General features: G+C 69.1%; 18 protein-coding genes. 13 read left to right on the top strand and 5 right to left on the bottom strand.

The window, feature by feature from the left end:
- Positions 1–54: 54 nt before the first annotated feature.
- Both PKO50_RS25615 and PKO50_RS25610 read right to left on the bottom strand, forming a co-directional pair.
- A complete protein-coding gene (locus PKO50_RS25615; RefSeq protein WP_275630531.1) occupies positions 55–1,656 on the bottom strand; it encodes an ABC transporter substrate-binding protein in 1,602 nt (533 codons plus the stop codon).
- A 222-nt stretch (positions 1,657–1,878) separates the two neighbouring features.
- Entirely contained in the window at positions 1,879–2,442 is a 564-nt protein-coding gene (locus PKO50_RS25610) for an XRE family transcriptional regulator (protein WP_109932860.1), read from the bottom strand.
- Between the two features lie 176 nt (positions 2,443–2,618).
- Between PKO50_RS25610 and PKO50_RS25605 the strand changes: the two genes are divergently transcribed.
- Entirely contained in the window at positions 2,619–3,842 is a 1,224-nt protein-coding gene (locus PKO50_RS25605) for a Xaa-Pro peptidase family protein (protein ID WP_275630530.1), read from the top strand.
- A 672-nt stretch (positions 3,843–4,514) separates the two neighbouring features.
- Here PKO50_RS25605 and PKO50_RS25600 read toward each other — a convergent pair.
- The 3 genes from PKO50_RS25600 to PKO50_RS25590 form a co-directional block, all read right to left on the bottom strand.
- Positions 4,515–6,146 (bottom strand): ABC transporter substrate-binding protein, encoded by a 1,632-nt coding sequence (locus PKO50_RS25600; RefSeq protein WP_275627606.1) that lies wholly within the window; start codon positions 6,144–6,146, stop codon positions 4,515–4,517.
- A gap of 33 nt (positions 6,147–6,179) precedes the next feature.
- The gene (locus PKO50_RS25595) at positions 6,180–7,781 is read right to left on the bottom strand and encodes an ABC transporter substrate-binding protein (RefSeq protein ID WP_109932867.1); all 1,602 of its coding nucleotides are present in this window, start codon (positions 7,779–7,781) and stop codon (positions 6,180–6,182) included.
- Positions 7,782–7,981: 200 nt separating this feature from the next.
- Entirely contained in the window at positions 7,982–8,695 is a 714-nt protein-coding gene (locus tag PKO50_RS25590; RefSeq protein ID WP_275627605.1) for an SIMPL domain-containing protein, read from the bottom strand.
- Positions 8,696–8,889: 194 nt separating this feature from the next.
- Between PKO50_RS25590 and PKO50_RS25585 the strand changes: the two genes are divergently transcribed.
- From PKO50_RS25585 to PKO50_RS25530, 12 genes are all read left to right on the top strand, one after another.
- Positions 8,890–10,146, top strand: a complete 1,257-nt coding sequence (locus PKO50_RS25585; protein ID WP_109932871.1) for an ATP-binding protein — start codon at positions 8,890–8,892, stop codon at positions 10,144–10,146.
- Positions 10,147–10,168: 22 nt separating this feature from the next.
- Positions 10,169–10,729: a response regulator transcription factor gene (locus tag PKO50_RS25580; protein WP_009617747.1), complete on the top strand. Its 561-nt coding sequence runs from the start codon at positions 10,169–10,171 to the stop codon at positions 10,727–10,729.
- 210 nt (positions 10,730–10,939) lie between these two features.
- Entirely contained in the window at positions 10,940–12,673 is a 1,734-nt protein-coding gene (locus PKO50_RS25575; protein ID WP_275627604.1) for an ABC transporter ATP-binding protein/permease, read from the top strand.
- 181 nt (positions 12,674–12,854) lie between these two features.
- Positions 12,855–13,802, top strand: coding sequence for a M23 family metallopeptidase (locus tag PKO50_RS25570; protein WP_275627603.1), 948 nt, complete (start codon positions 12,855–12,857; stop codon positions 13,800–13,802).
- Complete coding sequence (locus tag PKO50_RS25565) at positions 13,783–14,145, top strand: hypothetical protein (RefSeq protein ID WP_275627602.1); 363 nt, start codon at positions 13,783–13,785, stop codon at positions 14,143–14,145. The genes PKO50_RS25570 and PKO50_RS25565 overlap by 20 nt, the downstream gene beginning before the upstream one ends.
- Positions 14,146–14,162: 17 nt before the next feature.
- On the top strand, positions 14,163–14,600 hold the full coding sequence (locus PKO50_RS25560; RefSeq protein WP_275627601.1) for a polymer-forming cytoskeletal protein: 438 nt from the start codon (positions 14,163–14,165) through the stop codon (positions 14,598–14,600).
- A 73-nt stretch (positions 14,601–14,673) separates the two neighbouring features.
- Positions 14,674–15,615 carry an AEC family transporter gene (locus PKO50_RS25555; protein ID WP_275627600.1) on the top strand — a complete coding sequence of 314 codons (942 nt, stop codon included), beginning with the start codon at positions 14,674–14,676 and terminating at the stop codon, positions 15,613–15,615.
- Positions 15,616–16,150: 535 nt separating this feature from the next.
- Positions 16,151–16,957, top strand: coding sequence for a DUF2135 domain-containing protein (locus PKO50_RS25550; RefSeq protein WP_275627599.1), 807 nt, complete (start codon positions 16,151–16,153; stop codon positions 16,955–16,957).
- A 93-nt stretch (positions 16,958–17,050) separates the two neighbouring features.
- Complete coding sequence (locus tag PKO50_RS25545) at positions 17,051–18,730, top strand: DUF2138 domain-containing protein (protein WP_275627598.1); 1,680 nt, start codon at positions 17,051–17,053, stop codon at positions 18,728–18,730.
- A complete protein-coding gene (locus PKO50_RS25540; RefSeq protein ID WP_275627597.1) occupies positions 18,715–19,359 on the top strand; it encodes a DUF1175 family protein in 645 nt (214 codons plus the stop codon). The genes PKO50_RS25545 and PKO50_RS25540 overlap by 16 nt, the downstream gene beginning before the upstream one ends.
- Positions 19,356–23,903 (top strand): alpha-2-macroglobulin, encoded by a 4,548-nt coding sequence (locus PKO50_RS25535; RefSeq protein ID WP_275627596.1) that lies wholly within the window; start codon positions 19,356–19,358, stop codon positions 23,901–23,903. The genes PKO50_RS25540 and PKO50_RS25535 overlap by 4 nt, the downstream gene beginning before the upstream one ends.
- The gene (locus PKO50_RS25530) at positions 23,903–25,534 is read left to right on the top strand and encodes a DUF2300 domain-containing protein (RefSeq protein ID WP_275627595.1); all 1,632 of its coding nucleotides are present in this window, start codon (positions 23,903–23,905) and stop codon (positions 25,532–25,534) included. The genes PKO50_RS25535 and PKO50_RS25530 overlap by 1 nt, the downstream gene beginning before the upstream one ends.

Genomic DNA, 25,534 nt, shown 5'->3' with positions numbered 1-25,534 from the left:
GGCCGCCCGGTCTGTGCCGGGCTGGCCTGCCCGCGGTGGGGCCGCGGGCTGCGGCTAGGGCTGGTTGCTCACGCCGTAGAACGAGTTGCGCCCGAAGGGGCTGATGAGGAAGCCCTGCACCGACTTGCGCATGGGCTGGTACACGGTGGAGTGGGCGATGGGGCTGATCGGCAGCTGCTGCGCCAGCAGTTGCTGGGCCTGCTGGTAGAGGGCGACGCGCTGGGCGTGGTCGGTGGTCGCCTTGGCCTGCTTCACCAGCTTGTCGTAGGCCGGGTCGCACCACTTGGAGACGTTGTTGCCGTTGACCGCGTCGCAGCCGTAGAGGGTGCCCAGCCAGTTGTCCGGGTCGCCGTTGTCGCCGGTCCAGCCGAACAGGGCCACGTCGTGCTCGCCGGCGTGGGCGCGCTTGATGTACTCGCCCCACTCGTAGCTGACGATCCTGGCCTTGATGCCGACCTTGGCCCAGTCGGCCTGGATCATCTCGGCCATCAGCCTGGCGTTGGGGTTGTACGGGCGCTGCACCGGCATGGCCCAGAGGGTGATCTCGGTGCCCTCGGCGATGCCGGCCTGTTTCAGCAGTTCGCGGGCCTTGGCCGGATCGTAGGCCTGGCCCTTGATCGATTCATCGTAGGACCACTGCGTCGGCGGCATGGCGTTCACCGCCAACTGGCCGGCGCCCTGGTAGATGGCGTCGATGATGGCCTGCTTGTTCACCGCCATGTCCAGCGCCTGGCGCACCTCGACGCGGTCCAGCGGCTTGTGGGTGACGTTGTAGGCCAGGTAGCCGAGGTTGAAGCCCGGCTGCGAGGGCATGTTCAGGTTCGGGTCGCGCTTCAGCGACTCAAGGTCCGCCGGGCGCGGGTTGAGGCTGATCTGGCATTCGCCGGCCTTGAGCTTCTGCATGCGCACCGAGGCGTCGGTATTGATGGCGAAGATCAGGTTGTCCAGGCGCACGTCCTCGGGCTTCCAGTAGTCCTTGTTGCCCCTGAAGCGGATCAGCGCGTCCTTCTGGTAGCGGCTGAGCACGAAGGGCCCGGTGCCGATGGGCTTCTGGTTGATGTCGCTGGCCCTGTTCTGCCTGAGCAGCTGGTCGGCGTACTCGGCGGACTGGATGGCCGCGAAGTTCATCGCCAGGTTCTGGATGAAGGCGGCGTCGACCTCGTTGAGGGTGAACCGGACGCTGTGCTCGTCGAGCTTCTCCACCCTGGCGATGTTGCGGTCCAGGCCCATGTCGGTGAAGTAGGGGAACTCGGTGGGGTAGGCCTTGCGGAACGGGTGGTTCCTGTCGAGCATGCGCTGGAAGGTGAAGACCACGTCGTCGGCGTTGAACGCGCGGCTGGGCTTGAAGTAGTCGGTGCTGTGGAACTTCACGCCGGGGCGCAGGTGGAAGGTCCAGGCCTTGCCGTCGGCGCTGGTCTCCCAGCTTTCGGCCAGGGCCGGCACGGCCTCGGTGCCGCCGCGCTCGAACTGCACCAGGCGGTTGAACAGGGTTTCCGACGTGGCGTCGTAGTCGGTGCCGGTGGTGTACTGGCCCGGGTCGAAGCCGGCCGGGCTGCCTTCGGAGCAGTACACCAGGGTGTTGCCGGCGAAGCTCGCCGAGCTGGCCAGCAGCAGGCCGCCGGCAACCAGTGAATGCATGGAGTTACGACGCTTCATACGCATGCCTAACCTCGTTGTTCTTTTTCTGAGGGAGCCGTGCGCTGGGCGTTGTGGGCCTGCGCCGGCTCGGGCGCCATCGCTCCCCCGGAGGCGATGGCCGGATGCCGCCGGGGTGGCCGGCGAACGTCGAACGCGAAGATAAGTCAGGCTGAAATTAAGGTCAACTTAAATTCAGTGCCACTGCAAAAATCAGACGAATCCTGATGGCGGGGGAAGGACTCAGGTGCCCGGGTGCTCGCCGAACAGCGGCATGGTGGTGACGGTCAGCACCTCGGCGGTTTCCTCGCCGGCATTGCGCAGGCAGTGGGGTTTGCCGGCATCGAAGTGCACCGAGTCGCCGGGGCCGAGGGGGTAGTTGCGGCCGTCGATGGTGTAGACGATGTTGCCACTGAGCACGTAGGCGAATTCCGCGCCTTCGTGGGAAATCAGCTCGGACTGGTAGCCGACCGGCATGTTCATCTTCACCGCGTTGAGCTGGTTGCCGGGGAAGGTGCTGGACAGGCGCTCGTAGCCCAGCGGCTGGCCTTCGATGGCGTAGCGCACGCGCTCGCCCTGGTGGGTGTCCGGCTGCGCTTGCCGCGGCTGGTCGAACAGTTCGTTGAGCGGCACCCCCAGGGACCTGGCGATGCTGGCCAGGGAGGAGATGGAAACGCCGGTGAGGTTGCGCTCGGCCTGGGACAGGAAGCTGGCGGTGAGGCCGGATTCGCTGGCCACCTGGTTGAGGGTCTTCTTCGCGGCGCGCCGATAACGACGCAGGCGCTCTCCGATTCGATCGACGGTCATTGGCTGGGCTCTTGGAGGATGCCGGCAGTATACCGGTGAAGAATCGCGGCGGAAGAGTGTCGGCAAGGTTGACAGGGGGTAGGCGCTTTCTTCGTGGTTTTAAGTGTGACTTAAAATTTGTTTGGCACGGATTTTAAGTAATGCTTAAATCCAGCCGGCATTTTTCACCACGGGAGCTGGGCGATGGCATTGGGCGTTGGGGCCGCACCCCCGAGCAGGCACTGGCGGGGCTGCATGACATGAGCGGCGGCGTCGAGCCGATCGGGCTGGACGAATACCGGGCCCGCGTGGCCGGCCTGCAGGCGCGCCTGCGCGAGCAGGGCATGGCCGCGGCCTTCGTCGATGCCGGCAGCTACCTGCGCTATTTCAGCGGGGTGAAGTGGAACCCCAGCGAGCGCTTGGTCGGCCTGCTGGTGCCCGCCGACGGCGAGCCGCTGTACCTCGCCCCGGCCTTCGAGGAGGGCACGGTGCGCGACTTCCAGGTGCTGCCGGGGGCGATCCACACCTGGCAGGAGCACCAGAGCCCCTACCGCCTGCTGCTGGACATGCTGGTGGAGCTGGGCGTGCCGGCCAACGCCCGCCTCGGCCTGTGCCCGAGCCTGCCGTTCGGCATGGTCGAGCGCCTGCGCGAAGTCGACGGCGCCCTGCGCCTGGTAGATGCCGGCGCTGCCGTGGACCATGGCCGGCAGCGCAAGTCGGCCGCCGAGCTGGCGCTGCTGCAGCGCGCCAAGGACATGACCCTGGAGGTGCACAAGGCTGCCGCCGGCATCCTCCGCGAAGGCATCACCGCCACCGAGGTGGTGCGCTTCATCGAGGCGGCGCACCGCCGTGTCGGCGCGCCCGGCTCGACCTTCTGCATCGTGCTGTTCGGCGAGGACAGCGCCTTCCCCCACGGCGTGCGCGAGCCGCGCCCGCTGCGCGAGGGCGACATGGTGCTGATCGACACCGGCTGTCAGTTGCACGGCTACAACTCGGACATCACCCGCAGCTACGTCTTCGGTACCCCCAGCGACCGCCAGCGCGCCTTCTGGAACCTGGAGAAGGCCGCCCAGCAGGCCGCCTTCGACGCCGCCCTGCCGGGCGCCCCCTGCCAGGCGGTGGACGCCGCCGCAAGGCGCTGCCTGGAAGCCGGCGGCCTGGGCCCGGACTACGCCCTGCCCGGCCTGCCGCACCGCACCGGCCACGGCATCGGCCTGGACATCCACGAAGGCCCCTACCTGGTACGCGGCGACGAAACCCCGTTGGAGGCCGGCATGTGCTTCAGCAACGAGCCGATGATCTGCGTGCCCGGCGAGTTCGGCATCCGCCTGGAAGACCACTTCTACATGAGCGCCGAGGGCCCGCGCTGGTTCACCCGGCCGAGCCATTCCATCGACGATCCGTTCGGCCTGGGGGCGTAGCCGGCTGCGTGGGGTTGCCATTTCCCTGTAGGAGCGCGCCCTGCGCGCGAAATCGCGGGCAGGGCCCGCTCCTACAGGTTGTCGGGTGGCACGGGATTTCTCGTCTTCGTAGGAGCGGAACTTTTCCGCGATAACCGGAGGTTTCGGCGCGATTCGCGGATGAGATCCGCTCCTACGCTACCCCACCCACACCATTCCCCTGTAGGAGCGCGCCCTGCGCGCGAAATCGCGGGCAGGGCCCGCTCCTACAGGTTGTCGGGTGGCACGGGATTTCTCGTCTTCGTAGGAGCGGAACTTTTCCGCGATAACCGGAGGTTCCGGCGCGATTCGCGGATGAGATCCGCTCCTACGCTACCCCACCCACACCATTACCCTGTAGGAGCGCGCCCTGCGCGCGAAATCGCGGGCAGGGCCCGCTCCTACAGGTTGTCGGGTGGCACGGGATTTCTCGTCCTCGTAGGAGCGGAACTTTTCCGCGATAGCCGGAGGTTTCGGCGCGATTCGCGGATGAGATCCGCTCCTACGCTACCCCACCCACGCCATTTCCCTGTAGGAGCGCGCCCTGCGCGCGAAATCGCGGGCAGGGCCCGCTCCTACGGGTTGTCGGGTGGCACGGCATTCCTTCCACCGTAGGAGCGGACTCCGTCCGCGATTCGCCCTACGGAACGCGCCTCACGGCCCCAGCTCGACATGGGTGAAATTGTTCGAACCCAGCGGGCTCAGGGTGAAGCCTTTCACCCGTGGGCTCAGCGCCACGAACTGCTTGGGGTAGGCCAGGGCTATCCAGGGCGCTTCGCGCTGGAAGATCGCCAGGGCCTGGCGGTAGAGCGCGGCGCGGGCGTCCTGGTCGGTGGTGGCGCGGGCCTGGCGCAGCAGGTCGTCGAACTGGGCGTTGCACCAGCCGGCCATGTTCTCGCCGCTCTGCGCCGCCGCGCAGGACAGGTTGGGGGTGAGGAAGTTGTCCGGGTCGCCGTTGTCGCCCACCCAGCCCATGAACACCAGGTCGTGCTCGCCGTGCTTGGCGCGGCGGATCAGTTCGCCCCATTCGTAGACGCGGATGTCGGCGCGGATGCCCAGCCTGCCCAGGTCGTTCTGCAGCATCTGCGCGCCTATGCCGGGGTTGGGGTTGGTCGGGCCGCCGCCGGGGCGGGTCCAGATGCTGAGTTTCTGCCCGGGTTGCACGCCGGCCTCGGCCAGCAGCTGGCGGGCCCGTTCGAGGTCGCGCGGCCAGCCCTTCAGGTCCGGGTCCGAACCCCACAGCGTCGGCGGGTAGGGCGCCACCGCCGGGCTGGCGCCGCCCTCGCCGAACTGCGCCTTGCGGTAGGCGTCGCGGTCGAAGGCGAGGTTGATGGCCTGGCGCACGCGCACGTCGTCCAGCGGCTTGTGCCGGGTGTTGATGGCGACGTAGGCGACCAGCAGCGAGTCCAGTTCCTCCACTTTCAGCCGTGGGTCCCTGCGCAGCTCGGGGATGTCCGTGGGCCGCGGGTACACGGCCACCTGGCAGTCGCCGGCGCGCAGCTTCTGGATGCGCACGCTGGGGTCGGGGGTGATCGCCAGCAGCAGGCGCTCGATCTTCGGCGTGCCGCCCCAGTAGTCGGGGTTGGCGGCGAAGCGCACCTGGGCGTCCTTCTGGTAGCGCTGGAAGACGAAGGGCCCGGTGCCCAGGGGCAGGTTGTTCAGTTGCTCGGGCTTGCCGGCCGCCAGCAGCAGGTCGGCGTACTCGGCCGAGTAGATGGAGGCGAAGCCCATGGCCAGGTCGGCGAGGAAGGGCGCCTCGGGGTGGCGCAGGGTGAAGCGCACGGTCAGCGCGTCGAGCTTGTCGATGCGCTCGATCAGCCCCGGCAGGCCCATCGACTGGGCATAGGGGAAGCCGCGCGGGGCCAGCTTGTTCCACGGGTGCGCCGGGTCGAGCTGGCGCTGGAAGCTCCAGAGCACGTCGTCGGCGTTGAAGGTGCGGCTGGGGGTGAAGTAGTCGGTGCGCTGGAACTTCACGCCCGGGCGCAGGTGGAAGGTGTAGGCCAGGCCGTCGGCGCTGATGTCCCAGCTCTGTGCCAGCGCAGGGATTACCTTCGTGCTGCCGGGGGCGAACTGCACCAGGCGTTCGTACACCGTCTCGGCCGTGGCGTCGGCGGTGGTGGCGGCGGTGTACTGGGTGATGTCGAAGCCTTCCGGGCTGCCCTCGGTGCACACCACCAGGGGCCGGGCCGGCGCCGGCGCCGGCGCGGCGGCGAGCAGCAACGCCAGGGCCGCCCACGTGGGGCGCCCCGGTCGTCGCTCAGGGTGCGGCTGTAGCCAGCGCAGCATGGCGTAGCGGCCGCCTCGCGGCGGCCACCTGCCTTACTTGCCGACGCCCACGCCGTAGAAGGAGTTGAGCGCGAAGGGGCTGATCTTGAAGTCCTCGACCGTCTTGCGCATCGGCTGGTACACGGTGGAGTGGGCGATCGGGGTGATCGGCACCTGTTCCTTGAGGATGTGCTGGGCCTGCTTGTACAGCTCGGTGCGCTTGGCCTGGTCGGGGGTGCGCTTGGCTTCCTTGATCAGCTTGTCGTAGGGCTGGTCGCACCATTTGGAGAAGTTGTTGCCGTTGACCGCGTCGCAGCTGTACAGGGTGCCCAGCCAGTTGTCCGGGTCACCGTTGTCGCCGCTCCAGCCGATCAGCATGGCGTCGTGCTCGCCGGCCTTGGCGCGCTTGATGTATTCGCCCCACTCGTAGGTGACGATCTTCGCCTTGATGCCGACCTTGGCCCAGTCGGCCTGGAGCATCTCGGCCATCAGCTTGGCGTTGGGGTTGTAGGGGCGCTGCACCGGCATGGCCCACAGGGTGATCTCGGTGCCTTCGGGCACGCCGGCCTTCTTCAGCAGTTCCTTGGCCTTTTCCGGGTTGTAGCCGGCGTCCTTGATGCTGTCGTCGTAGGACCACTGGGTCGGCGGCATGCCGTTCACGGCGAGCTGGCCGGCGCCCTGGTAGACGGCGTCGATGATGGCCTTCTTGTTCACCGCCATGTCCAGCGCCTCGCGCACTTCCAGCTTGTCCAGCGGCTTGTGCAGCACGTTGTAGGCGATGTAGCCGAGGTTGAAGCCCGGCTGCGAGGGCATGTTCAGGTTGGCGTCCTTCTTCAGCGACTCCAGGTCCGCCGGGCGCGGGAACAGGGTGATCTGGCACTCGTTGGCCTTGAGCTTCTGCATGCGCACCGAGGCGTCGGTGTTGATGGCGAAGATCAGGTTGTCGATCTTCACCTCGCCGGGCACCCAGTAGTCCTTGTTGGCCTTGAAGCGGATCATCGCGTCCTTCTGGTAGCGGCTGAACACGAAGGGCCCGGTGCCGATCGGCTTCTGGTTGATGTCGCTGGCCCTGTTCCGCTTGAGCAACTGGTCGGCGTACTCGGCGGACTGGATGGAGGCGAAGCTCATGGCCAGGTTCTGGATGAAGGCGGCGTCGACCTCGTTGAGGCTGAACTTCACGGTGTAGTCGTCGACCTTCTCCACCTTGGCGATGTTGGCGTCCATGCCCATGTCGGTGAAGTAGGGGAACTCGGTGGGGTAGGCCTTGCGGAACGGGTGGTTCTTGTCGAGCATGCGGTTGAAGGTGAACAGCACGTCGTCGGCGTTGAACTCGCGGCTGGGCTTGAAGTAGTCGGTGGTGTGGAACTTCACGCCGTGGCGCAGGTGGAAGGTGTAGGTCTTGCCGTCATCGGATACGTCCCACTTCTCGGCCAGGCCGGGGATCACCTGGGTGCCGCCGCGTTCGAACTGGGTCAGGCGGTTGAACACGGTCTCGGCGGCGGCGTCGAAATCGGTGCCGGTGGTGTACTGGCCGGGGTCGAAGCCCGCCGGGCTGCCCTCGGAGCAGAACACCAGGTTGCCGGCGGCGTGGGCGAAGGGAGCGCTGGCGATCAACCCAGCGGCGATCATGGAGCGGATGACGGCATTCTTGCGCATGCTGACCTCAGTTTGTTGTGGTTGTCATCGAGGCACGCCCTTGTGGGGCGTGTCGCCTGAAACTATGCAGGGCACATGCCGGGCGCAAGGGCCACACCCGCCACAGTGTAGAAGCTGTGATGAAGTCGTAAGGGAATGTCGCAATATCGCAAGAAGCCTGCCGCCATGCCGGGGGATGGGCGAGGCGGCGGGCCAGCGGCTCAGGGCATCTGCACTTCGATGGTGCCGTCGGCGGTCACCGTGACCTGGCTGGTGCCGGCCTCGATCTCCGGCGCCGCGCCGTAGCCGGCGTCGGCTTTCATCGCCGCCATGCGCATCACCGGCATCGGCCGCGGCGCGCCGGCGCTGTTCAGGTTCAGGTTGACCAGGCGGTAGCCCTTGCCGCCGAGGGAGTCGGTCAGCAGCTGGGCGCGGGCCTTGAACGCGGCCACGGCGTTCTTCATCAGGCTGTCTTCGTTCTGCTGGCGGGTGGCGTCGGCGATGCTGAAGCTCATGTTGCCCATCTTCAGCTTGCCCAGCAGGCTGGCGGTGAGCTGCGACAGCGCGGCGAAGTCCGGGCTTTCCAGGCGCAGCTCGGCGCGTTCGCGCCAGGCGGTGATCTTCTGCCCCTTGTCGTCGTACACCGGGTAGCTGTTGCGGCTGCCCAGGCTCACGGTCACCCCCTTGACCTTGCGCGCCTCGGTCACCGCGGCGTTGAGCGCGTCGGTGGTCTCGGCGGCGAGCCTGGCCGGGTCGCTGGCCTGGGCCTCGTTGAAGAGGGTCACGTGCATCTGGTCGTGGGCCACTTCCTGGCTGGCCTCGGCGTGCAGCGACACCAGGTTGTAGCGCGGCTCGTCGGCGTGGGCGGCGAAGCTGGTGGCGGCCAGGGCGACGGACGCGGCCAGGGCGGCGAGGCTTTTCTTAAATGCGGACATGATCGACTCCTTGGTCCTGAATGAGTCCCGGGTGCAGGGTAGACGAACCCGCACATGGACCGTCAGACCTTTTGACGCAGGTCGGCGTTCAAAGGGGTTGAATCGCGATAGCCTTTATCTCGTATGCTGTGTCGCTATGACGCACCGAGAGGGGAAGGGGCTTGGCTATACTCGCGCAAATTCCGGAATTCACCATGCGCACACCGGTTTTCCAGTTATCCGCCAGCCGGCAGAACCTGCTGCACCTGACGCTCATCCGTATTCTCGTGTTGGCCGCACAGGCCGGTTCGGTGGGCATCGCCTACAAGGCCCAGTTGCTCGCGCTGCCCTGGGCGGCCCTGGGAGTGACCCTCGGCGTGTCCCTGGTGCTGTGCCTGGCCACCGCCCTGCGCCTGCGCGGGCCCTGGCCGGTGACCGAGCTGGAGTATTCGGTGCAGCTGGGCTGCGACCTGATCATCCACAGCGCCCTGCTGTACTTCTCCGGCGGCTCGTCCAACCCCTTCGTCTCCTATTACCTGGTGCCGCTGACCATCGCCGCGGCGACCCTGCCGTGGCTCTACACCATCGTCCTCGCCGGCCTGGCCCTGGCCGCCTACACGGTGCTGCTGGTGTGGTTCCACCCGCTGAACATGGCCCCGGTGCAGCGCGACTACCTGCTGATCTACGGCATGTGGCTGAGCTTCGCCCTGGCCGCCGGGCTGATCACCTTCTTCGTCGCGCGCATGTCCCAGGCGCTGCGCCGCCAGGAGCAGATAGTCGCGCAGCGCCGCGAGGAGAGCATGCGCGACCAGCAGCTGCTGGCCGTGGCCACCCAGGCCGCCGGCGCCGCCCATGAGCTGGGCACGCCGCTGGCGACCATGAGCGTGCTGCTCAAGGAACTGCGCCAGGCGCACCCGAAGGACCCGCTGCTGCAGGAAGACCTGGCGCTGCTGCAGGAGCAGGTCAAGCTGTGCAAGGACACCCTGCAGCAACTGGTGCGCGCCGCCGAGGCCGACCGCCGCCAGGCCATCCAGGAGCAGGGCGCCAACGAATGGCTGGAGGCGGTGCTGCGCCGCTGGCACCTGATGCGCCCGGAAGCCACCTACCGCTACCTGAACCTGGGCCCCGGCAGCGCCCCGCGGCTGACGCCGCCCACCGACCTCACCCAGGCCCTGCTGAACCTGCTGAACAACGCCGCCGACGCCTGCCCGGACGACCTCGAGATCAGCGTCGACTGGGACGCCTCCACTATCTGCCTGAGCATCCGCGACCACGGCCCCGGCGTGCCCCTGGCGATCGCCGAGCAACTCGGCAAACCCTTCTTCACCACCAAGGGCAAGGGCTTCGGCCTCGGCCTGTTCCTCAGCCAGGCCAGCGTCACCCGCGCCGGCGGCACGGTGAAGTTGTACAACCACGAAGACGGCGGCACGCTTACCGAGCTGCGCCTGCCGCGCAGTTACGGTGTGGTGTGAACCCACGCGCGAGGAAGTACCCATGAGCGAAGAGAACCTGTTCGAAGGCGAAGAGCAACCCCACCTGCTGCTGGTGGACGACGACGCCACCTTCACCCGCGTGATGGCGCGCGCCATGAGCCGCCGCGGCCTGCGCGTGTCGGTCGCCGGCTCCGCCGAGGAAGGCCTGGCGCTGGCCAAGGAGGACCTGCCCGACTATGCCGTGCTGGACCTGAAGATGGACGGCGACTCCGGCCTGGTGCTGCTGCCCAAGCTGCTGGAGCTGGACGCGGAGATGCGCGTGGTGATCCTCACCGGCTACTCCAGCATCGCCACCGCGGTGGAGGCCATCAAGCGCGGCGCCACCAACTACCTGTGCAAGCCGGCCGACGCCGACGACGTGCTGACCGCGCTGCTCTCGCAGCATGCCGACCTGGACAGCCTGGTGCCGGAAAACCCCATGTCGGTGGACCGCCTGCAGTGGGAGCACATCCAGCGCGTATTGGCCGAGCACGACGGCAATATTTCCGCCACCGCCCGCGCCCTGGGGATGCATCGGCGGACGTTGCAGCGTAAGCTGCAGAAGCGCCCGGTGAGGCGTTAAGGAATTCATAAGAAGCTGTATCTACGATCTCGCGAGCTAGCGCAGAACAAGGCGAAAACAGGCGAGGGAGCGCAGTTTAGTCCGCTAAATGAGCATCACTCGCCTGTTTTTAACGCGGTTATGCCGACGCGCAGCAGATCGTAGACAGGTTCTAGACAGGGAGCGCCAACTGGGCGCTCTTTTTTTTGTGCCCGTGCTGAGCCCGACCCGATGACTGAAAGCGCCGAGTACCGTGCCGCGAACGATGCCGTTCGCGAGCGATTCTTCTCCCAGGTGTGGAAACTGACGGCGCCGTACTGGCGCAGCGAAGAGAAGGGCATGGCCTGGCTGCTGCTGGTCGTGGTGATCGCGCTGTCGCTGGTCGGCGTCGGTGTCTCGGTGTGGGTCAACACCTGGTACCGCGACTTCTACAACGCCCTGCAGAACAAGGACCTGGACGCCTTCGTCCGCCTGATCCTGTACTTCTGCGGCATCGCCGCGGTGGCCATCCTGGTCGCCGTGTACCGGCTGTACCTGACGCAGATGCTGACCATCCGCTGGCGCCGCTGGCTCACCGAGAAGCACTTCGCCGCCTGGCTTTCCGACAAGAACTACTACCGCCTGGAACAGCGCGGCTACACCGACAACCCCGACCAGCGCCTGTCCGAGGACCTCAACAGCTTCACCGACACCACCCTGAGCCTGGGCCTGGGGCTGATCCGCAACCTGGTCAGCCTGGTGTCCTTCTCGGTGATCCTCTGGGGCGTGTCCGGCAGCATCGAGCTGTTCGGCGTCTCCATCCCCGGCTATATGTTCTGGGCCGCGCTGCTCTATGCCCTGGTCGGCAGCTGGCTGACGCACCTGATCGCCCGCCGCCTGATCGGCCTGAACAACCAGCAGCAGCGCTACGAGGCCGACCTGCGCTTCGGCCTGGTGCGCATCCGCGAGAACGCCGAGAGCATCGCCCTGTACAACGGCGAAGGCAGCGAGAACGAACGCCTGATGACGCGCTTCCGCAACGTCTGGGGCAACTTCTGGGAACTGATGAAGGTGCAGAAGCGCCTGACCTTCTTCAGCTCCGGCTACGCCCAGATCGCCATCATCTTCCCCATCGTGGTGGCCGCGCCGCGCTACTTCGCCGGCAAGATCCAGCTCGGCGAGCTCATGCAGATCAACTCCGCCTTCGGCAACGTCCAGGACGGCCTGAGCTGGTTCATCGACGCCTACGCCAGCCTGGCCACCTGGCGCGCCACCTGCGACCGTCTGCTGAGCTTCCGCAATGCCATGGACGAGGTGGTCGGCGAGCACGAGGGTATCGCGGTGCGGGCCGCCGGCGACAACCTGCAGCTCGACCACCTGAGCCTGCGCCTGGCCGACGGCAGCGTGCTGCTGGAGCCCACCAGCCTCATCCTGCGGGCTGGCGAACACGTTCTCGTCAGCGGTCCCTCGGGCGCCGGCAAGAGCACCCTGCTGCGGGCCATGAGCGGGCTCTGGCGCTTCGGCGCCGGGCAGGTGCTGATGCCGGCGGCGCGCACGCTGTTCCTGCCGCAGAAGCCCTACCTGCCGATCGGCAGCCTGGCCGAGGCCCTGAGCTACCCCGAGGCGCCCGGCCGGCACGGCCCCGAGCGCCTGCGCGAGGTGCTGCGGCAATGCCGCCTGGAGCACCTGGGCGAACGCCTGGACGAAGCCCAGCACTGGCAGCGCCTGCTCTCGCCGGGCGAGCAGCAGCGCCTGGCCATCGCCCGCGCGCTGCTCTACGCGCCGGCCTGGCTGTTCCTCGACGAAGCCACCTCGGCGCTGGACGACAACGACGAGGCCGCGCTCTACCAGACCCTGCTGGAGCAACTGCCCGGCGTGACCCTGGTCAGCGTCGGCCACCGCGCCGACCTCAAGCGCTTCCACGACCGCCAGCTGCGCCTGGAGGATCGCCACCTGCGCGAGGTCGAGGCGGTGCTGCCGGCCTGAGGCCTGCCCCGCCCGGGGCGCCGTGGTGAAACATCTTGCCAACGGCTTGCACGGGCGGGGTAGGAAAATTCATAAACAGTTGGCAGATTCGCTCATCAGGCCAGCCTAACGGGCCTGCTACCCGGTACCCTCGGCGACTTTCCTCTAAAAGGTTCTCCTGTTTCGTCGCCTGGGTACCCCAATGCACGTTCTCTTGCCTTCCTGGCAGGCGCTGACCCGCGAGCCGCTGCGCCTGGTCAACCTGCGTCGCTGGCTGCTGGCCGCCGCCGGCCTCGCCCTGCTGCTCGGCGCCCTGGCCTTCGCCGCCGGCCTCTGGTTCGGCCGCGCGATGGCGCCCGCCGCCGCCGTGGCCGAGGCCGCCCCGGGCGAAACCCCGGAACAGCGCTTCGCCGTGGCGCGCCTGGGCGAGCTGGCCGGGCGCCTGCAGGTGCTGGAGAAGGACGCCGCCTACCTGCTCAAGGTGGTCGATGGCCACGAGGAAATCGCCCGCAAGCTGGCGCGCATCGACCCCGCCCTGGTGCCCGGCGACGCCGCGGCGCCGCATGAGGACGGGGAGGGCGGCCTGCTGCTGCCGCCGCGGCCGTGCCAGGCCGCGCCGCTGGTCGACGTGCAGCAGGGCACCGCGGCCGCCCGCTGCCTGCGCCGCCAGCTCGACCTGCTGCTGGACGCGGTGTCGCGGCGCAACGCCGACTTCCTCGCCATCCCCACCCATCGCCCGGTGGACAAGGCGCGCCTGGGCTCGGCCTTCGGCAACCGGGTGGACCCGTTCAACCGCCGCCTGGCCTTCCACTCCGGGCTCGACTTCGCCGCGCCCAGCGGCACCGAGATCCAGGCCGCCGCCGGCGGCCGGGTGGTCGCGGCCGGGCCTTTCAGCTCCTACGGCATCCGCGTGGAGATCGACCATGGCAACGGCCTGCTCACCCGCTACGCGCACCTGTCGAAACTCCACGTGCGCGTCGGCGAGGTGGTGATGCCCGGCCAGCGCATCGCCGCCATGGGTTCCACGGGCCGTTCCACCGGCTCGCACCTGCATTTCGAAGTGCTCTACCGCGGCGAGTTCGTCGACCCGCAGCACTTCCTCTCCCTGGGCGACATGGAGAAGGCCCTCGATGCGCTGGCCCAGGACTAGGCCCTCGACCACCCGCGAGCTGCTGCGCGCCGAGCACCAGCCGCGGGCGCAGGTGGCGCGCAGCTACCGGCCGCTGCTCTGGGCCGCGCTGGCGCTGGCCGTGGCCTTCGCCGCGCTGCATTTCTGGCGCAGCGCACAGCAGGACGGGGTGCAGCAGCGCATCGATGAGCTGCAGGCCGGCAACGCCGCGCTGGCCGCCGACCTGCAGCGCCAGCGCCTGCTGGCCGACGAGGCGCAGGCCACGCGCGAGCAGCTGGAGCGGCGCATCGAGCAGATGTCCGGGGAACTCAAGAAGCTCAAGACCGACCTGGCGTTCTACCGCCAGCAGAAACCCGCCAAGTGATCCGCAGGAGGACGAACATGTTCAGCAGCAAGAAGAAGGGGCCGCAGGTGGCGGTGGACAGGTTTTCCAGCCTGCTGTCGGGCAACCTGGCGCTGGTGGGCGACCTGGAGTTCGAGGAGGGCCTGAAGGTCCAGGGGCGCATCCAGGGCAACGTGCGCCACAAGCCGGGCACCCAGAGCCTGCTGGCCCTGGGCGCGGAAGGGCGGATCGAGGGCTGCGTGAGCAGCTACGACGCGCTCATCGACGGCACCATCGTCGGCGACCTGTACGTCGAGCACCTGCTGGAGCTGCATTCCAACGCCCGCGTCATCGGCAACATCCACTACCGCCAGCTGAGCATGGAGAACGGCGCCAGCGTCGACGGCAAGCTCACCCGCCTGGACGAGCAGCGCCCGCTGGAGCTGCCGGCGCCCGAGCGCCCGCGGGCGGGCGCCGAGGAAGCGGAGCCCGCCTGAGGCAAATCGTTAGCACGCGAAGCAGTGCCCCTTGCTATGATCGCCGCAGTTTTTCCGCCGGCGCTTCCCCTCCATGCTCGCACTGCTGTTCCAGACACTCGGCATCACCGCGCCGGTGTTCTCCATGCTGTTCATCGGTGTGTTGCTCCGGCGCGTCGGCTGGATCGACCAGGGCTTCATCCAGACCGCCTCGGCCCTGGTGTTCAACGCCACCATGCCGGTGATGCTGTTCCTCGGCATCTACCATTCCGACCTGCACCGCGCGGCCAGCCCGGCGGTGCTGACGTTCTTCTGCCTGGCGACCCTCGGCGGCTTCCTCCTCGCCTGGGGCTGGGCGCTCTGGCGGGTGCCGCGCGAGGAACGCGGCGTCTACGTGCAGGGCGCCTTCCGCGGCAACAACGGCATCGTCGGCCTGGCCCTGGCCACCAGCCTCTACGGCGAGCACGGCCTGGCCCTGGGCTCGGTGCTCGCGGCCCTGGTGATCCTCTGCTACAACACGCTGGCCACGGTGGTCCTGGCGATCTACAGCCCGGTGCTCAAGTCCGACCCGCTGAGCATCGCCCGCCAGGTGCTGCTCAACCCGCTGATCCTCGGCGTGCTGGCGGCCTTCCCGTTCGCCTGGTGGGGCATCCAGCTGCCCGCCTGGGTGCTCACCTCCGGCGACTACTTCGCCCAGATGACCCTGCCCCTGGCGCTGGTCTGCATCGGCGGCACCCTGTCGCTGCCGGCCCTGCGCAGCAGCGGCAGCCTGGCCCTGAGCGCCAGCCTGATGAAAATGGTCTGGCTGCCCGCGCTGTGCACCGTCGCCGCCTGGCTGTGCGGCTTCCGCGGCGCCGAACTGGGCGTGCTGTTCCTCTACTTCGCCAGCCCCACGGCGGCGGCCAGCTACGTGATGGCCCGCGCCGCCCAGGGCAACGCCGAACTGGCGGCCTCGATCATCGTCATCACCACCCTGGCGGCGGCGCTGACCACCAACCTTGGGCTGTTCATCCTGCAGTGGGGTGGGTGGATCTGAGCTGCTCAACCCCCGAATCGCAGCGTCAGCCGGCAAGTTCGTAGGGCGTATAACCGTTCGCGGTTATCCGCCGTTACACCGAGCTTATGCCCGGTGTCGCAGTCGAACTCGGAGTGCCCGGAAAGAGGCGCTCCGTGACCGAGTTCGAAGCGCGCCCGGGATCGAGGTCAAACGGCGGATAACGCCATAGGCGTTATGCGCCCTACGCCTAGCCCACCCTCGGCGTAGGGCGTATAACCGTTCGCGGTTATCCGCCGTTACACCGAGCTTATGCCCGGTGTCGCAGTCGAACTCGGAGTGCCCGGAAAGAGGCGCTCCGTGACCGAGTTCGAAGCGCGCCCGGGATCGAGGTCAAACGGCGGATAACGCCGTAGGCGTTATGCGCCCTACGTCCTGGATAACCGCCGCCTGTTGGGGAACGGTCTAAGCGGATTCTGAATTCGCAGACGGCATCACTTACTCTGCCCGAAGGCCATTTCAAGCTGTTTTACAGGCGGTTACACTTACCCCTCCAACGCGCGACAAAGGATTGCTCATGCGTTTCCAGGATTCCGCCCGCAGCCTCGCGCTGCTGCTCGGCCTGCTGTGGCTGGCGTCGTCGTACGCCGGGCCGGGCGCCGAATTGTCCAGCCCGGCCGGCGGCTGGCGTTACTCGGGGTTGCTCGACGACCTCGACAGCCCGCGCGTGGCCTATCCCACCCCGCCCATTGACCGAGGCGGCCAGCGCGGCCGCAGCCTGATCGAGGGCGACCTGAAGCAGCTCGCCGGCACCGACCGCGCCCAGCGCCTGGTGGTCAACGGCAACCCGCTGCCCCTGTATACCGATGCCCAGGGGCACTTCGTCCGGCCCTATGCCTTCGGCGCAGGCTCCAACAGCGTTGAGGTGGCCAGCGCCGACGGCCAGTCGCTCAAGCGCGTGCAGTTCTACGAGGCCAACGCCGGGCGCATTCCGCCACGGGTGCGTGTGGCCCTGGGCTGGGACGACCCCAAGGCCGAGCTGGACCTGCACATCGTCACCCCCGACGGCCAGCACGCCTTCTGGGCCCGGCCGCGGCTGAACAACGGCGGCGGCCTGGACCCGGACGGCGTCGACGGCCCCGGCCCGGAAATGTTCAGCATGGCCGCGCCGCTGCACGGCACCTACCTGGTCTACGTGAACTACTGGGGCAATTTCGGCGCCCAGGGCTATAACTTCCAGGCCGGCGCCAACCAGCAGGAGGTCATCACCGCCCAGGTCAACCTGGTGTTCAACGAGAACAGCGTCGACGAGAAGCGCGAGACCTTCGTGGTGCCGCTGCGCACCATCGGCGACCTGGTCCTGGTCAAGACCTTCACCTATTGAGAGCCGTCCCCTGCCAGGGATGCAACAGGATCGAGCACGCATGAGCGACAACACCACCCCCAGTCCCCCACTCCCGCCGCCGACAGCCCCGGCGTGAAGCGCTGGCCGCTGATCATCGGCGGCCTGGCGCTGGTGCTGCTGGTCCTCGGCGGCCTGCTGCTGCGCTACGTCGTCACCGCGCCGCCCAGCGGCCCGCTGCCGGGGCTGGAGGCGCCGCCGGCCAACGCCCAGGGCCGCGACATCAGGCACCCCGACGCGCTGATCGAAAGCGCCTCGCTCGCCCGCCTGCCCAAGGAACTGCTGGAGGTGCCGCTGCTGCGCGACACCCTCACCGAGGACTTCGTCTTCTACTACGAGAACGACGGCGACCGCCTGGGCCTGGCCGGCAGCCTGCGGCGCATCGTCTACGAACACGAGCTGACGCTGAAGGACAACCTGGTCGAGGAACTGCTCGACCAGCCGGCCCAGGTCGCCCTGTGGCGCGGCGCCGACGGCCGCCTGCGCGACTTCCTGGTGGTGATGAAGCGCGGCGGCCTGGCCAAACTGCTGGAGCCCCTGGCGCACCTCGCCGCCGACGACAGCCAGCTGCGCAAGGTCGGCGAGCTGAAGGGCGGCGCCGGCGTCTACCGCCTGCGCTACAACGGCCGGAAGACCCTGCTGTTCGCCTCCAGCGGCGACTACCTGGTGCTGCTGTCCAACCCGAAGATGCTCTTCCCCCAGGCCGCCGACGATGAAATGGGCGAGGCCGACGCCCAGGTCGGCGCCGACCTGGGCGCGCTGCTGGGCGGCGACGACGAGGCCTTCCCCCGCGCCTTCGGCCTGGGCCCGCGCGGCGAGCTGAGCCAGCGCGTCAGCCTCGGCGCCGGTGCCCTGGCCATGGGCTACCAGCGCTTCATCCCGGCCTTCGCCGGGGTACGTTTCGACAAGGACGCCAAGGGCTGGAACAGCTACCTGGCGCTGAACCCGGTGGAGCGCCAGCCGGACCTGGACTTCACCCCCGTGTGGCAGGCCATTCCCATGGGCGCCAGCGCCTGCGTGGCCTTGCCGCTGACCCCGGGCCTGTACGACAGCCTGCTGGTGCGCCTGGGCGCCGAGCAGAAGATGGCCGCGGCCTTCTCCGAGCACCTGTCCGGCGCCGCCGGGCTGTGCTGGTACGCCGACTCGCGGCTGTACACGCCGCTGCTGGTGGCCACGCTCAGCGCGCCGCCCGGCCCGGAACTGGACGCCGACCTGGGCAGGCTGTTCGCCAGCCTGGTGGGCGCCTACGAGGCCAACGCCGAGGGCGGCAACTTCCCGGTGGACGAGCAGAACCAGGGCGAGACCCACAAGTGGCTGCGCCAGGTCAGCTCCAATTTCGGCCAGTACGCCGCCAATGACGCCGCCGACCCGGACGCCATCAGCGGCCGCGGCTTCTTCCGTGTCGGCCTGGCACGGCAGGGCAGCACCCTGCTGTTCTCCCTCGACGACCAGTTGCTGGACAAGGCCCTGGGCACCCTCGACAAGCGCTTCCCGCCGCTGGCCGACGTGCTGCCCAGGGATGCCCTGGTGCTGGCCTACCTGGCGCCGCAGTCGCTGTCCACGCTGCTGCAGCGCGAGACCCTGGACAGCCTGCCGCAGGACATGGAGCCGGTGTTCCGCAACGCCGCCGACAGCCTGCTGCTGCCGCGCCTGAAGGCCCTGGCCGGGCATGGCGGCTATGCCCTCGGGCTGCCTGCCGGCAGCCACGCCGAACAACCCTGGCAATGGCTGCCGCTGCAGTGGCGCGCGCTGTGAGGCCACGGGCGCTGCTGCTGGCGCTCGGCCTGTGGGCCGCCCAGGCGGCCCAGGCCGGCAGCGCCGCGCTCGACCCCGAGCAGTCCCAGGTGTTCCGCGCCTGGTTCGTGCGCATCGCCGAGGAACAGCTGCGCCAGGGCCCCAGCCCGCGCTGGCACCAGCAGGACTGCGCGGGCCTGGTGCGCTTCGCCGCCAACGAGGCGCTCAAGCCCCACGACGCCAGGTGGCTGCGCGCCAACGGCTTGTCCAACCGCTACCTGCCGCCGGAGCTGGCGCTCACCGACGCGCAGCGCACACTGGCGCAGAACTGGCGGCAGGGCGGCGGCCAGGTCGGCCCCTACGTCAATGCCATCAAGCTTATCCAGTACAACAGCACCCTCGTCGGCCGCGACCTCAACCAGGCGCGGCCGGGCGACCTGATCTTCTTCGACCAGGGCGACGACCAGCACCTGATGATCTGGATGGGCCGCAACATCGCCTACCACACCGGCAGCAGCACGCCGACCGACAACGGCATGCGCTCGGTCAGCCTGCAACAACTCATGACATGGAAGGACACCCGATGGATACCCGACCCCGCCAACCCCAACTTCGTCGGCGTGTACCGCTTGTCGTTCCTCGCCCGATGAAGCTGCTCGCGGTGTGCGCCGGCCTGGCCCTGGGCGGCCTGCTGCTGGGCGCGCCGCAGGCGCTGCGGGCCGACGACGAGGTGCCGGCGAGCAACTACGCGCCGGTCAGCGGCGAGTCCTTCTTCCTGCTCGCCGACAGCAGCTTCGCCACCGACGAGGAGGCCCGCGTGCGCCTGGAGGCGCCGGGCCGCGACTACCGCCGCTACCGCATGGAGGCCTACGGCGGGGTGGACATGCGCGTCTACCGCATCGACCAGCCGCTGGACTTCCTCAAGCGCCAGAAGAACCTGCACCGGGTGCTGGCCGAGGGGCAGTTCAAGGGCGAGGGCCTGGCCAACACCCTGGCCTACCTGTGGGACAACTGGTACCGCAAGTCGCGGCGGGTGATGCAGCGCGCCTTCTCCTACGAGTCGCGCAAGCAGGTCACCGAGGTGGTGCCGGAGCTGAAGATGGGCCAGGCCATGAGCGCGCCCACGCCCTACGACGCGCAGCCGCAGTACGCGCCGATTCCCGGGCTGCCGATGGTCGAGCAGTTCCGCTACCCGCTGTGGGACGCCAAGCCCATAGAGCCGCCGAAGGACGTGCAGCTGGCCGGCTCTTCCAGCGAGTTCATCAACGTCTCGCCGGGCAACGTCTACATCCCCCTGGGCAAGCTCAAGCCCGGCCTGTACCTGGTCGAGGCGCTGGTGGGCAAGTACCGCGCCACCACCGTGGTGTTCGTCTCCAACACGGTGGCGGTGAGCAAGATCGCCGGCAACGAACTGCTGGTGTGGTCGGCGCGCAAGCACGAAGGCACCCCGGTGCCCGACACCCAGGTACTCTGGACCGACGGCCTGGGCGTGATGAGCAGCGGCCGCACCGACGCCGAGGGCCTGCTGCGCCTGCAGCACGCCAGCCCGGAGCGCTCCTTCGTGATAGGCGAAGACAAGGAGGGCGGCGTCTTCGTCTCGGAAAACTTCTACTACGACAGCGAGATCTACGACACCAAGCTCTACGCCTTCACCGACCGCCCGCTGTACCGCCCGGGCGACTGGGTGGCGCTGAAGATCTACGGCCGCGAGTTCAAGAGCGCCCGCGACTCCGCCGCGCCCCAGGCGGCGCCGGTGAAGCTGAGCGTGATCGACGCCGCCGGCACCACCCTGCAGACCCTCGACCTGCAGCTGGACCCGAAAGCCGGCAGCAACGGCCGCTTCCAGCTGCCGGACAACGCCGTGGCCGGCGGCTACGAGCTGCGCTTCGACTACCGCGGGCAGACCTACAGCAGCGCCTTCCGCGTGGCCGAGTACATCAAGCCGCACTTCGAGATCTCCCTCGACCTGGCCAAGCCGGACTTCCGCACTGGCGAGGCGGTCAAGGGCAACCTGGTGCTGCTCTACCCGGACGGCAAGCCGGTGGCCAACGCCAAGCTGCAGCTGAGCCTGCGCGCCCAGCAGTTGTCCATGGTGGACAACGAACTGCAGTACCTCGGCCAGTTCCCGGTGGAGCTGACCAGCACCGAGCTTGCCACCGACGCCCAGGGCCGCGCCGCCATCGAGCTGCCGGCGGCGGACAAGCCCAGCCGCTACCTGCTGACGGTGTTCGCCAGCGACGGCGCCGCCTACCGGGTGAAGACCAGCAAGGAAATCCTCATCGAGCGCGGCGCCGCGCGCTACCGCCTGGCCGCGCCGCAGCGCTTCAGCGCGGTGGGCGACCAGGTCGAGTTCAGCTACGCGCCGGAACAGCCCACCGAACTCAAGCCCAAGAGCTACCGCTGGGTGCGCCTGGAAGACCGCTCCACGGGTGACGGCGAGGCCGGCGACGGCAAGTTCGCCATCGCCTTCGCCAAGCCCGGCACCTACAGCATCGAGTTGCGTGACGCCCAGGGCCAACTGCTCGGCGGCACCGGCCACTCGGTGAGCGGAGAGGGCGTCAAGGCGGTGCCCGGCACCGTGGAAATCGTCCTCGACAAGGCCGAGTACCAGGCCGGTGACGAAGCCCTGGCGCTGATCACCTTCCCCGAGCCGGTGGACGACGCGCTGCTGTCGCTGGAGCGCGACAAGGTCGAGGCCACCGCGCTGCTGTCCAGGGGCGGCGACTGGCTGAAGCTGGAGAAGCTCAACCCCACCCAGTACCGCGCGCGCATCCCGGTGAAGCCGGACTTCTCGCCGAACCTGACCTTCTCGGTGCTCTACACCCGCGGCGGCGACTACAGCTTCCAGAACGCCGGCATCAAGGTGACGGTGCCGCAGGTGGAGATCGCCATCGCCACCGACAAGGAACGCTACGAGCCGGGCGAGACCGTGACCGTGGACCTGGCCACCAGCTACGCCGGCAAGCCGGTGTCCAGCCAGGTGGCGGTGGGCGTGGTGGACGAGATGATCTACGCCCTGCAGCCGGAGATCGCCCCGGGCATCGACCAGTTCTTCTACCACCCGCGGCGCAACAACGTGCGCACCAGCGCCAGCCTGGCCTTCATCAGCTACGACGTGGCCCTGCCGGGCAACGCCAGCGCGCCGGGGCGCAGCAACCGCAGCGAGCGCGGGGTGAAGGTGCTGGAGCGGCCGCGCCGCGAGGACGTCGACACCGCCGCCTGGGAGCCGAAGCTGGTCACCGACGCCCAGGGCAAGGCGCGCTTCAGCTTCCGCATGCCCGATTCGCTGACGCGCTGGCGCATCACCGCGCGGGCCATGGACGGCGACGGCCAGGTCGGCCAGAAGAAGCAGTTCATCCGCTCGGAGAAGCCGCTGTACCTGAAATGGAGCGGCCCGAAGCGCTTCCGCGCCGGCGACCGGCCGGACCTCGGCCTGTTCGTCTTCAACCAGGGCGAGCAGGCGGTCAAGGCCGAGCTGCTGGTGCGCTACGCCGGCCAGGAACAGACCCAGGCGCTGGAGCTGGCCAGGGGCGTGAACTACGTGCGCCTGCCGGCCCAGGCGCTGAGCGATGGCGGATGGAGCGCCGAGCTGCGCCAGGACGGCCAGTTGCGCGACAGCCTGGGCGTGCGCTTCGCCCTGGCCGCCGACGGCTGGCAGGTGCTGCAAGCGCGCAGCCTGCAACTGGCCGGGCAGAACAGCCCGCTGCAACTGCCGGCGGACGCCCGTGACATCCGCCTGCGCCTGGACGACAGCGCCAGCGCGCTGTTCCGCGGCAGCCTCGACGACCTGCTGGCCTACCCCTACGGCTGCGTCGAGCAGACCGCCAGCCGCCTGCTGCCGCTGAGCGTGGCCTACCCGCTGCTGGCCGGCGGCGAGCCGCGGGTGCGCGACCGCCTGCGCCTGATCATGCAGAACAGCCGCCTGCGCCTGGTGCAGATGGCCGGGCCCAACGCCTACTTCACCTGGTGGGGCGACAACACCGACAGCGACGCCTTCCTCACCGCCTACGCCTACTACGCCGACTGGCACGCCAGCCGCGCGCTGCAGATCAGCCTGCCGGCGGAACACTGGCAGCGGGTGCTCGACCTCTACGCCAAGCTGGCCGAGCAGACGCCGCTGCTGCAGCGCGCGCTGATCCTCGGCTTCGCCCGCGACATGCAGCTGCCGGTGCAGACCCTGGTCGGCGGCCTGCTCGACGACCTGGCCAAGGCCGGGGAGGGCGAGGAGACGAAGCTGCCGGCGGATGCCGACGTCAGCCTGGTGATGGCCGAGCCGGACTCCAGCCTCGGCCTGGCGGTGGCGCGGGTACTGGCCGCGAACCTGGCGCAGCAGGCCAAGGTGCCGCTGCCGGCGGCCTTCGCCAAGCAGCTGGACGGGGCGCGCTTCAAGGTCAACAACAGCGACCAGCCGTTCGCCCAGGCCGTGCAACTGTCGCTGGCGGCGCCGGATGTCAACCGCGCCCGCGCCCTGCTGGCGCGCCTGGGCCCGCAGCAGTCGACCCTGGAACGCGCCCTGGCGCTGACCTGGCTGCAGCGCGCCCTGGCCCAGGCGCCGGCTGCCGAAACGCTGAAGCCGGGCAAGGATTGGCTCGAGCAGCAAGGCCCTAGCGGCGAGCGTTACTGGCAGTGGCAGGGCCAGGGCGTGCCCGCCGAACTGACCCTGCAGAGCCCGCCGTCGCGCCCGCTCAACGCCGCGCTCAGCTTCCGCAGCGCCGAGGCCCCGGCCAGCCAGTTGCCGGTGAGCATCAGCCGCCGCCTGCTGCGCCTGGTGCCGGGCGACAAGGCCTTCGCGTTCAAGGTCGAGGAGCTGGGCGACAAGCCGCTGTCCAGCGACGAGCTGTACCTGGACGAAGTGACGCTGAAGACCGAGCAGCCCACCGCCCTGCGCTACGGCATGCTGGAAGTGCCGTTGCCGCCGGGCGCCGACGTCGAGCGCACCACCTGGGGCATCCAGGTCAGCGGCCTGGGCGGCACCGAGGCGATGAGCCTGGAGCGCGCGCGCAACGAGCCGGGCGACCTGCACTACGGCATCCCGGTGGACAGCCTCGCCGGCGAGCTGCGCTTCCGCCACCTGGTGCGCTTCTCGCAGAAGGGCGAGTTCGCCCTGCCGCCGGCGCGCTATGTGCGCATGTACGCGCCCGCCGAGCAGGCCCTGGAGCAGAGCCCGGCGCTGGCCAGGGTCAAGGTGCGGTAATGCGCCTGGCCTGGCTGCTGCTCCTGCTGCCGCTGTGCGCGGCGGCGGAGCCGCCCGTGCAGTTCGCCTGGCGTACCGCCCAGGGCGACCAGCTGCTGCGCCTGGACCGCCAGCAGGTGCTGGCCCGCGAGCCGCTGCCGGCGGACCTGCGCACGCCCCTGGGCAGCCTGTGGAAGCTGTTCGTCTTCGCCTGGCTGGTGGACAACCAGCGCCAGGAGCCGGCCTATGCCTGCAAGGGCCAGTCCCGCGAGGAGGTCTACTGCTGCTCGGCGGGGCAGAGCATCGGCCGCGACCAGGCGCTGGTGAAATCCTGCGGGCTGTACTTCCAGCCGGCGCGCCTGGGCCTGGACGCCGCGGCCTGGCGCCGGTACTGGCAGGCGTACGCGGCGCCGGCCTGGTTGTTGGACCTGGACAAGTTGCAGCCGCAGACCGAGGTGCCGGTGGCCGAGCTGCTGGATGTCCTCGGCCGCCTGCCGGCCCAGGACGAGGCGCGCCGCGTGCTGCTCGACGTGGTGGTGAACGCCGACGACGGCCGCGCCGTGGCCAGTCTTGGCGGGCGCCTGCGGGTGAAGACCTGGAGCTGGCTCGACGAGCGCGACCCGCAGGCGCGCCGTGGCGGCTTCGCCGGCTGGCTGGTGGACGGCACGCCGGTCTGGGTGTCCGGCCCCGGCACCAGCAAGACGCTGCTGGCGCAGTATGCCGAGGCGCTGGGGGCGCTGCTGCCGGCGCCCTGGCCGCGGGAGGCCGGGCGCTGCGTGGCGGTGCCGCTGTTCAGCCGCTACCCGCTGCGCGAGGTCTTCGACGTCCAGGGCCGTCCGGCGGCGGCCGGCGGCCTCAGCGGCAGCTACCGGGTGAGCTTCGAGAACGGCAACGATCTGGATATCCACAGCGACGGCGAACTCTTCCTCCAGCGCGACGGCAAGCCCCGGCTGGTGGCCCGGCTGGAGCGCGAGGAATACGTCGCCCGCGTGCTGCAGCGCGAAGCCGCGGCCACCCCGGTGGAAGCCGCCCGCGCCCTGGCGGTGGCCATCCGCAGCTACCTGCTGCAGAACGGCGCGCAGCACGGCGACTGCCTGGACATCGACGACAGCAGCCAGCGCCAGCGCGTCGCCCCGCGCCCGGCCACGGCGCAGATGCGCGCCGTGGCGGCCTTCACCGACGGCCTGGTGCTGGCCGGCAGCCCGGTCACCTACCACGCCGACCAGGCCGGCCCGGCGAAACTCTCCTGGCAGGAGGCCAAGGCCCAGGCGGCCAGCGGCCTGCGCTTCGACGCCATCCTCGCCCGTGCCTTCCCGCGCGCCAGCCTGAGCGCCTGGAACAACCCGCTGGCGGCCTGCCAGCCGCTGCCCGCCGCCGAGGACTGGCTGCGCAAGCAGCGCCGTGGCTGGCGCCCGCGCCTGGAAGGCGAGCCGGGCTACGAGGAATTGCAGAGCTTCGCCGTCTGCCAACTGGCCTCGGGCCGCCCCTACGTCGACCGCGAGCGCCAGCGCATCTACGTGCGCGGCCTGTATTCGCTGCAGGACCGCCTCGACCTCACCCACGAATACCTGCACCTGGCCTTCCAGGCGCACCCCAACGGCCAGGACGAGGACTTCGTCGAAAGCCTCGCCCGCCGCCTGATACTGGAATGA

It is taken from the genome of Pseudomonas sp. 273, assembly GCF_029201425.1.
GTDB lineage: Bacteria > Pseudomonadota > Gammaproteobacteria > Pseudomonadales > Pseudomonadaceae > Pseudomonas > Pseudomonas delhiensis.
The sequence above is the reverse complement of the archived record's forward strand: the minus strand, read 5'-3'. Positions and strand labels throughout refer to the sequence as shown.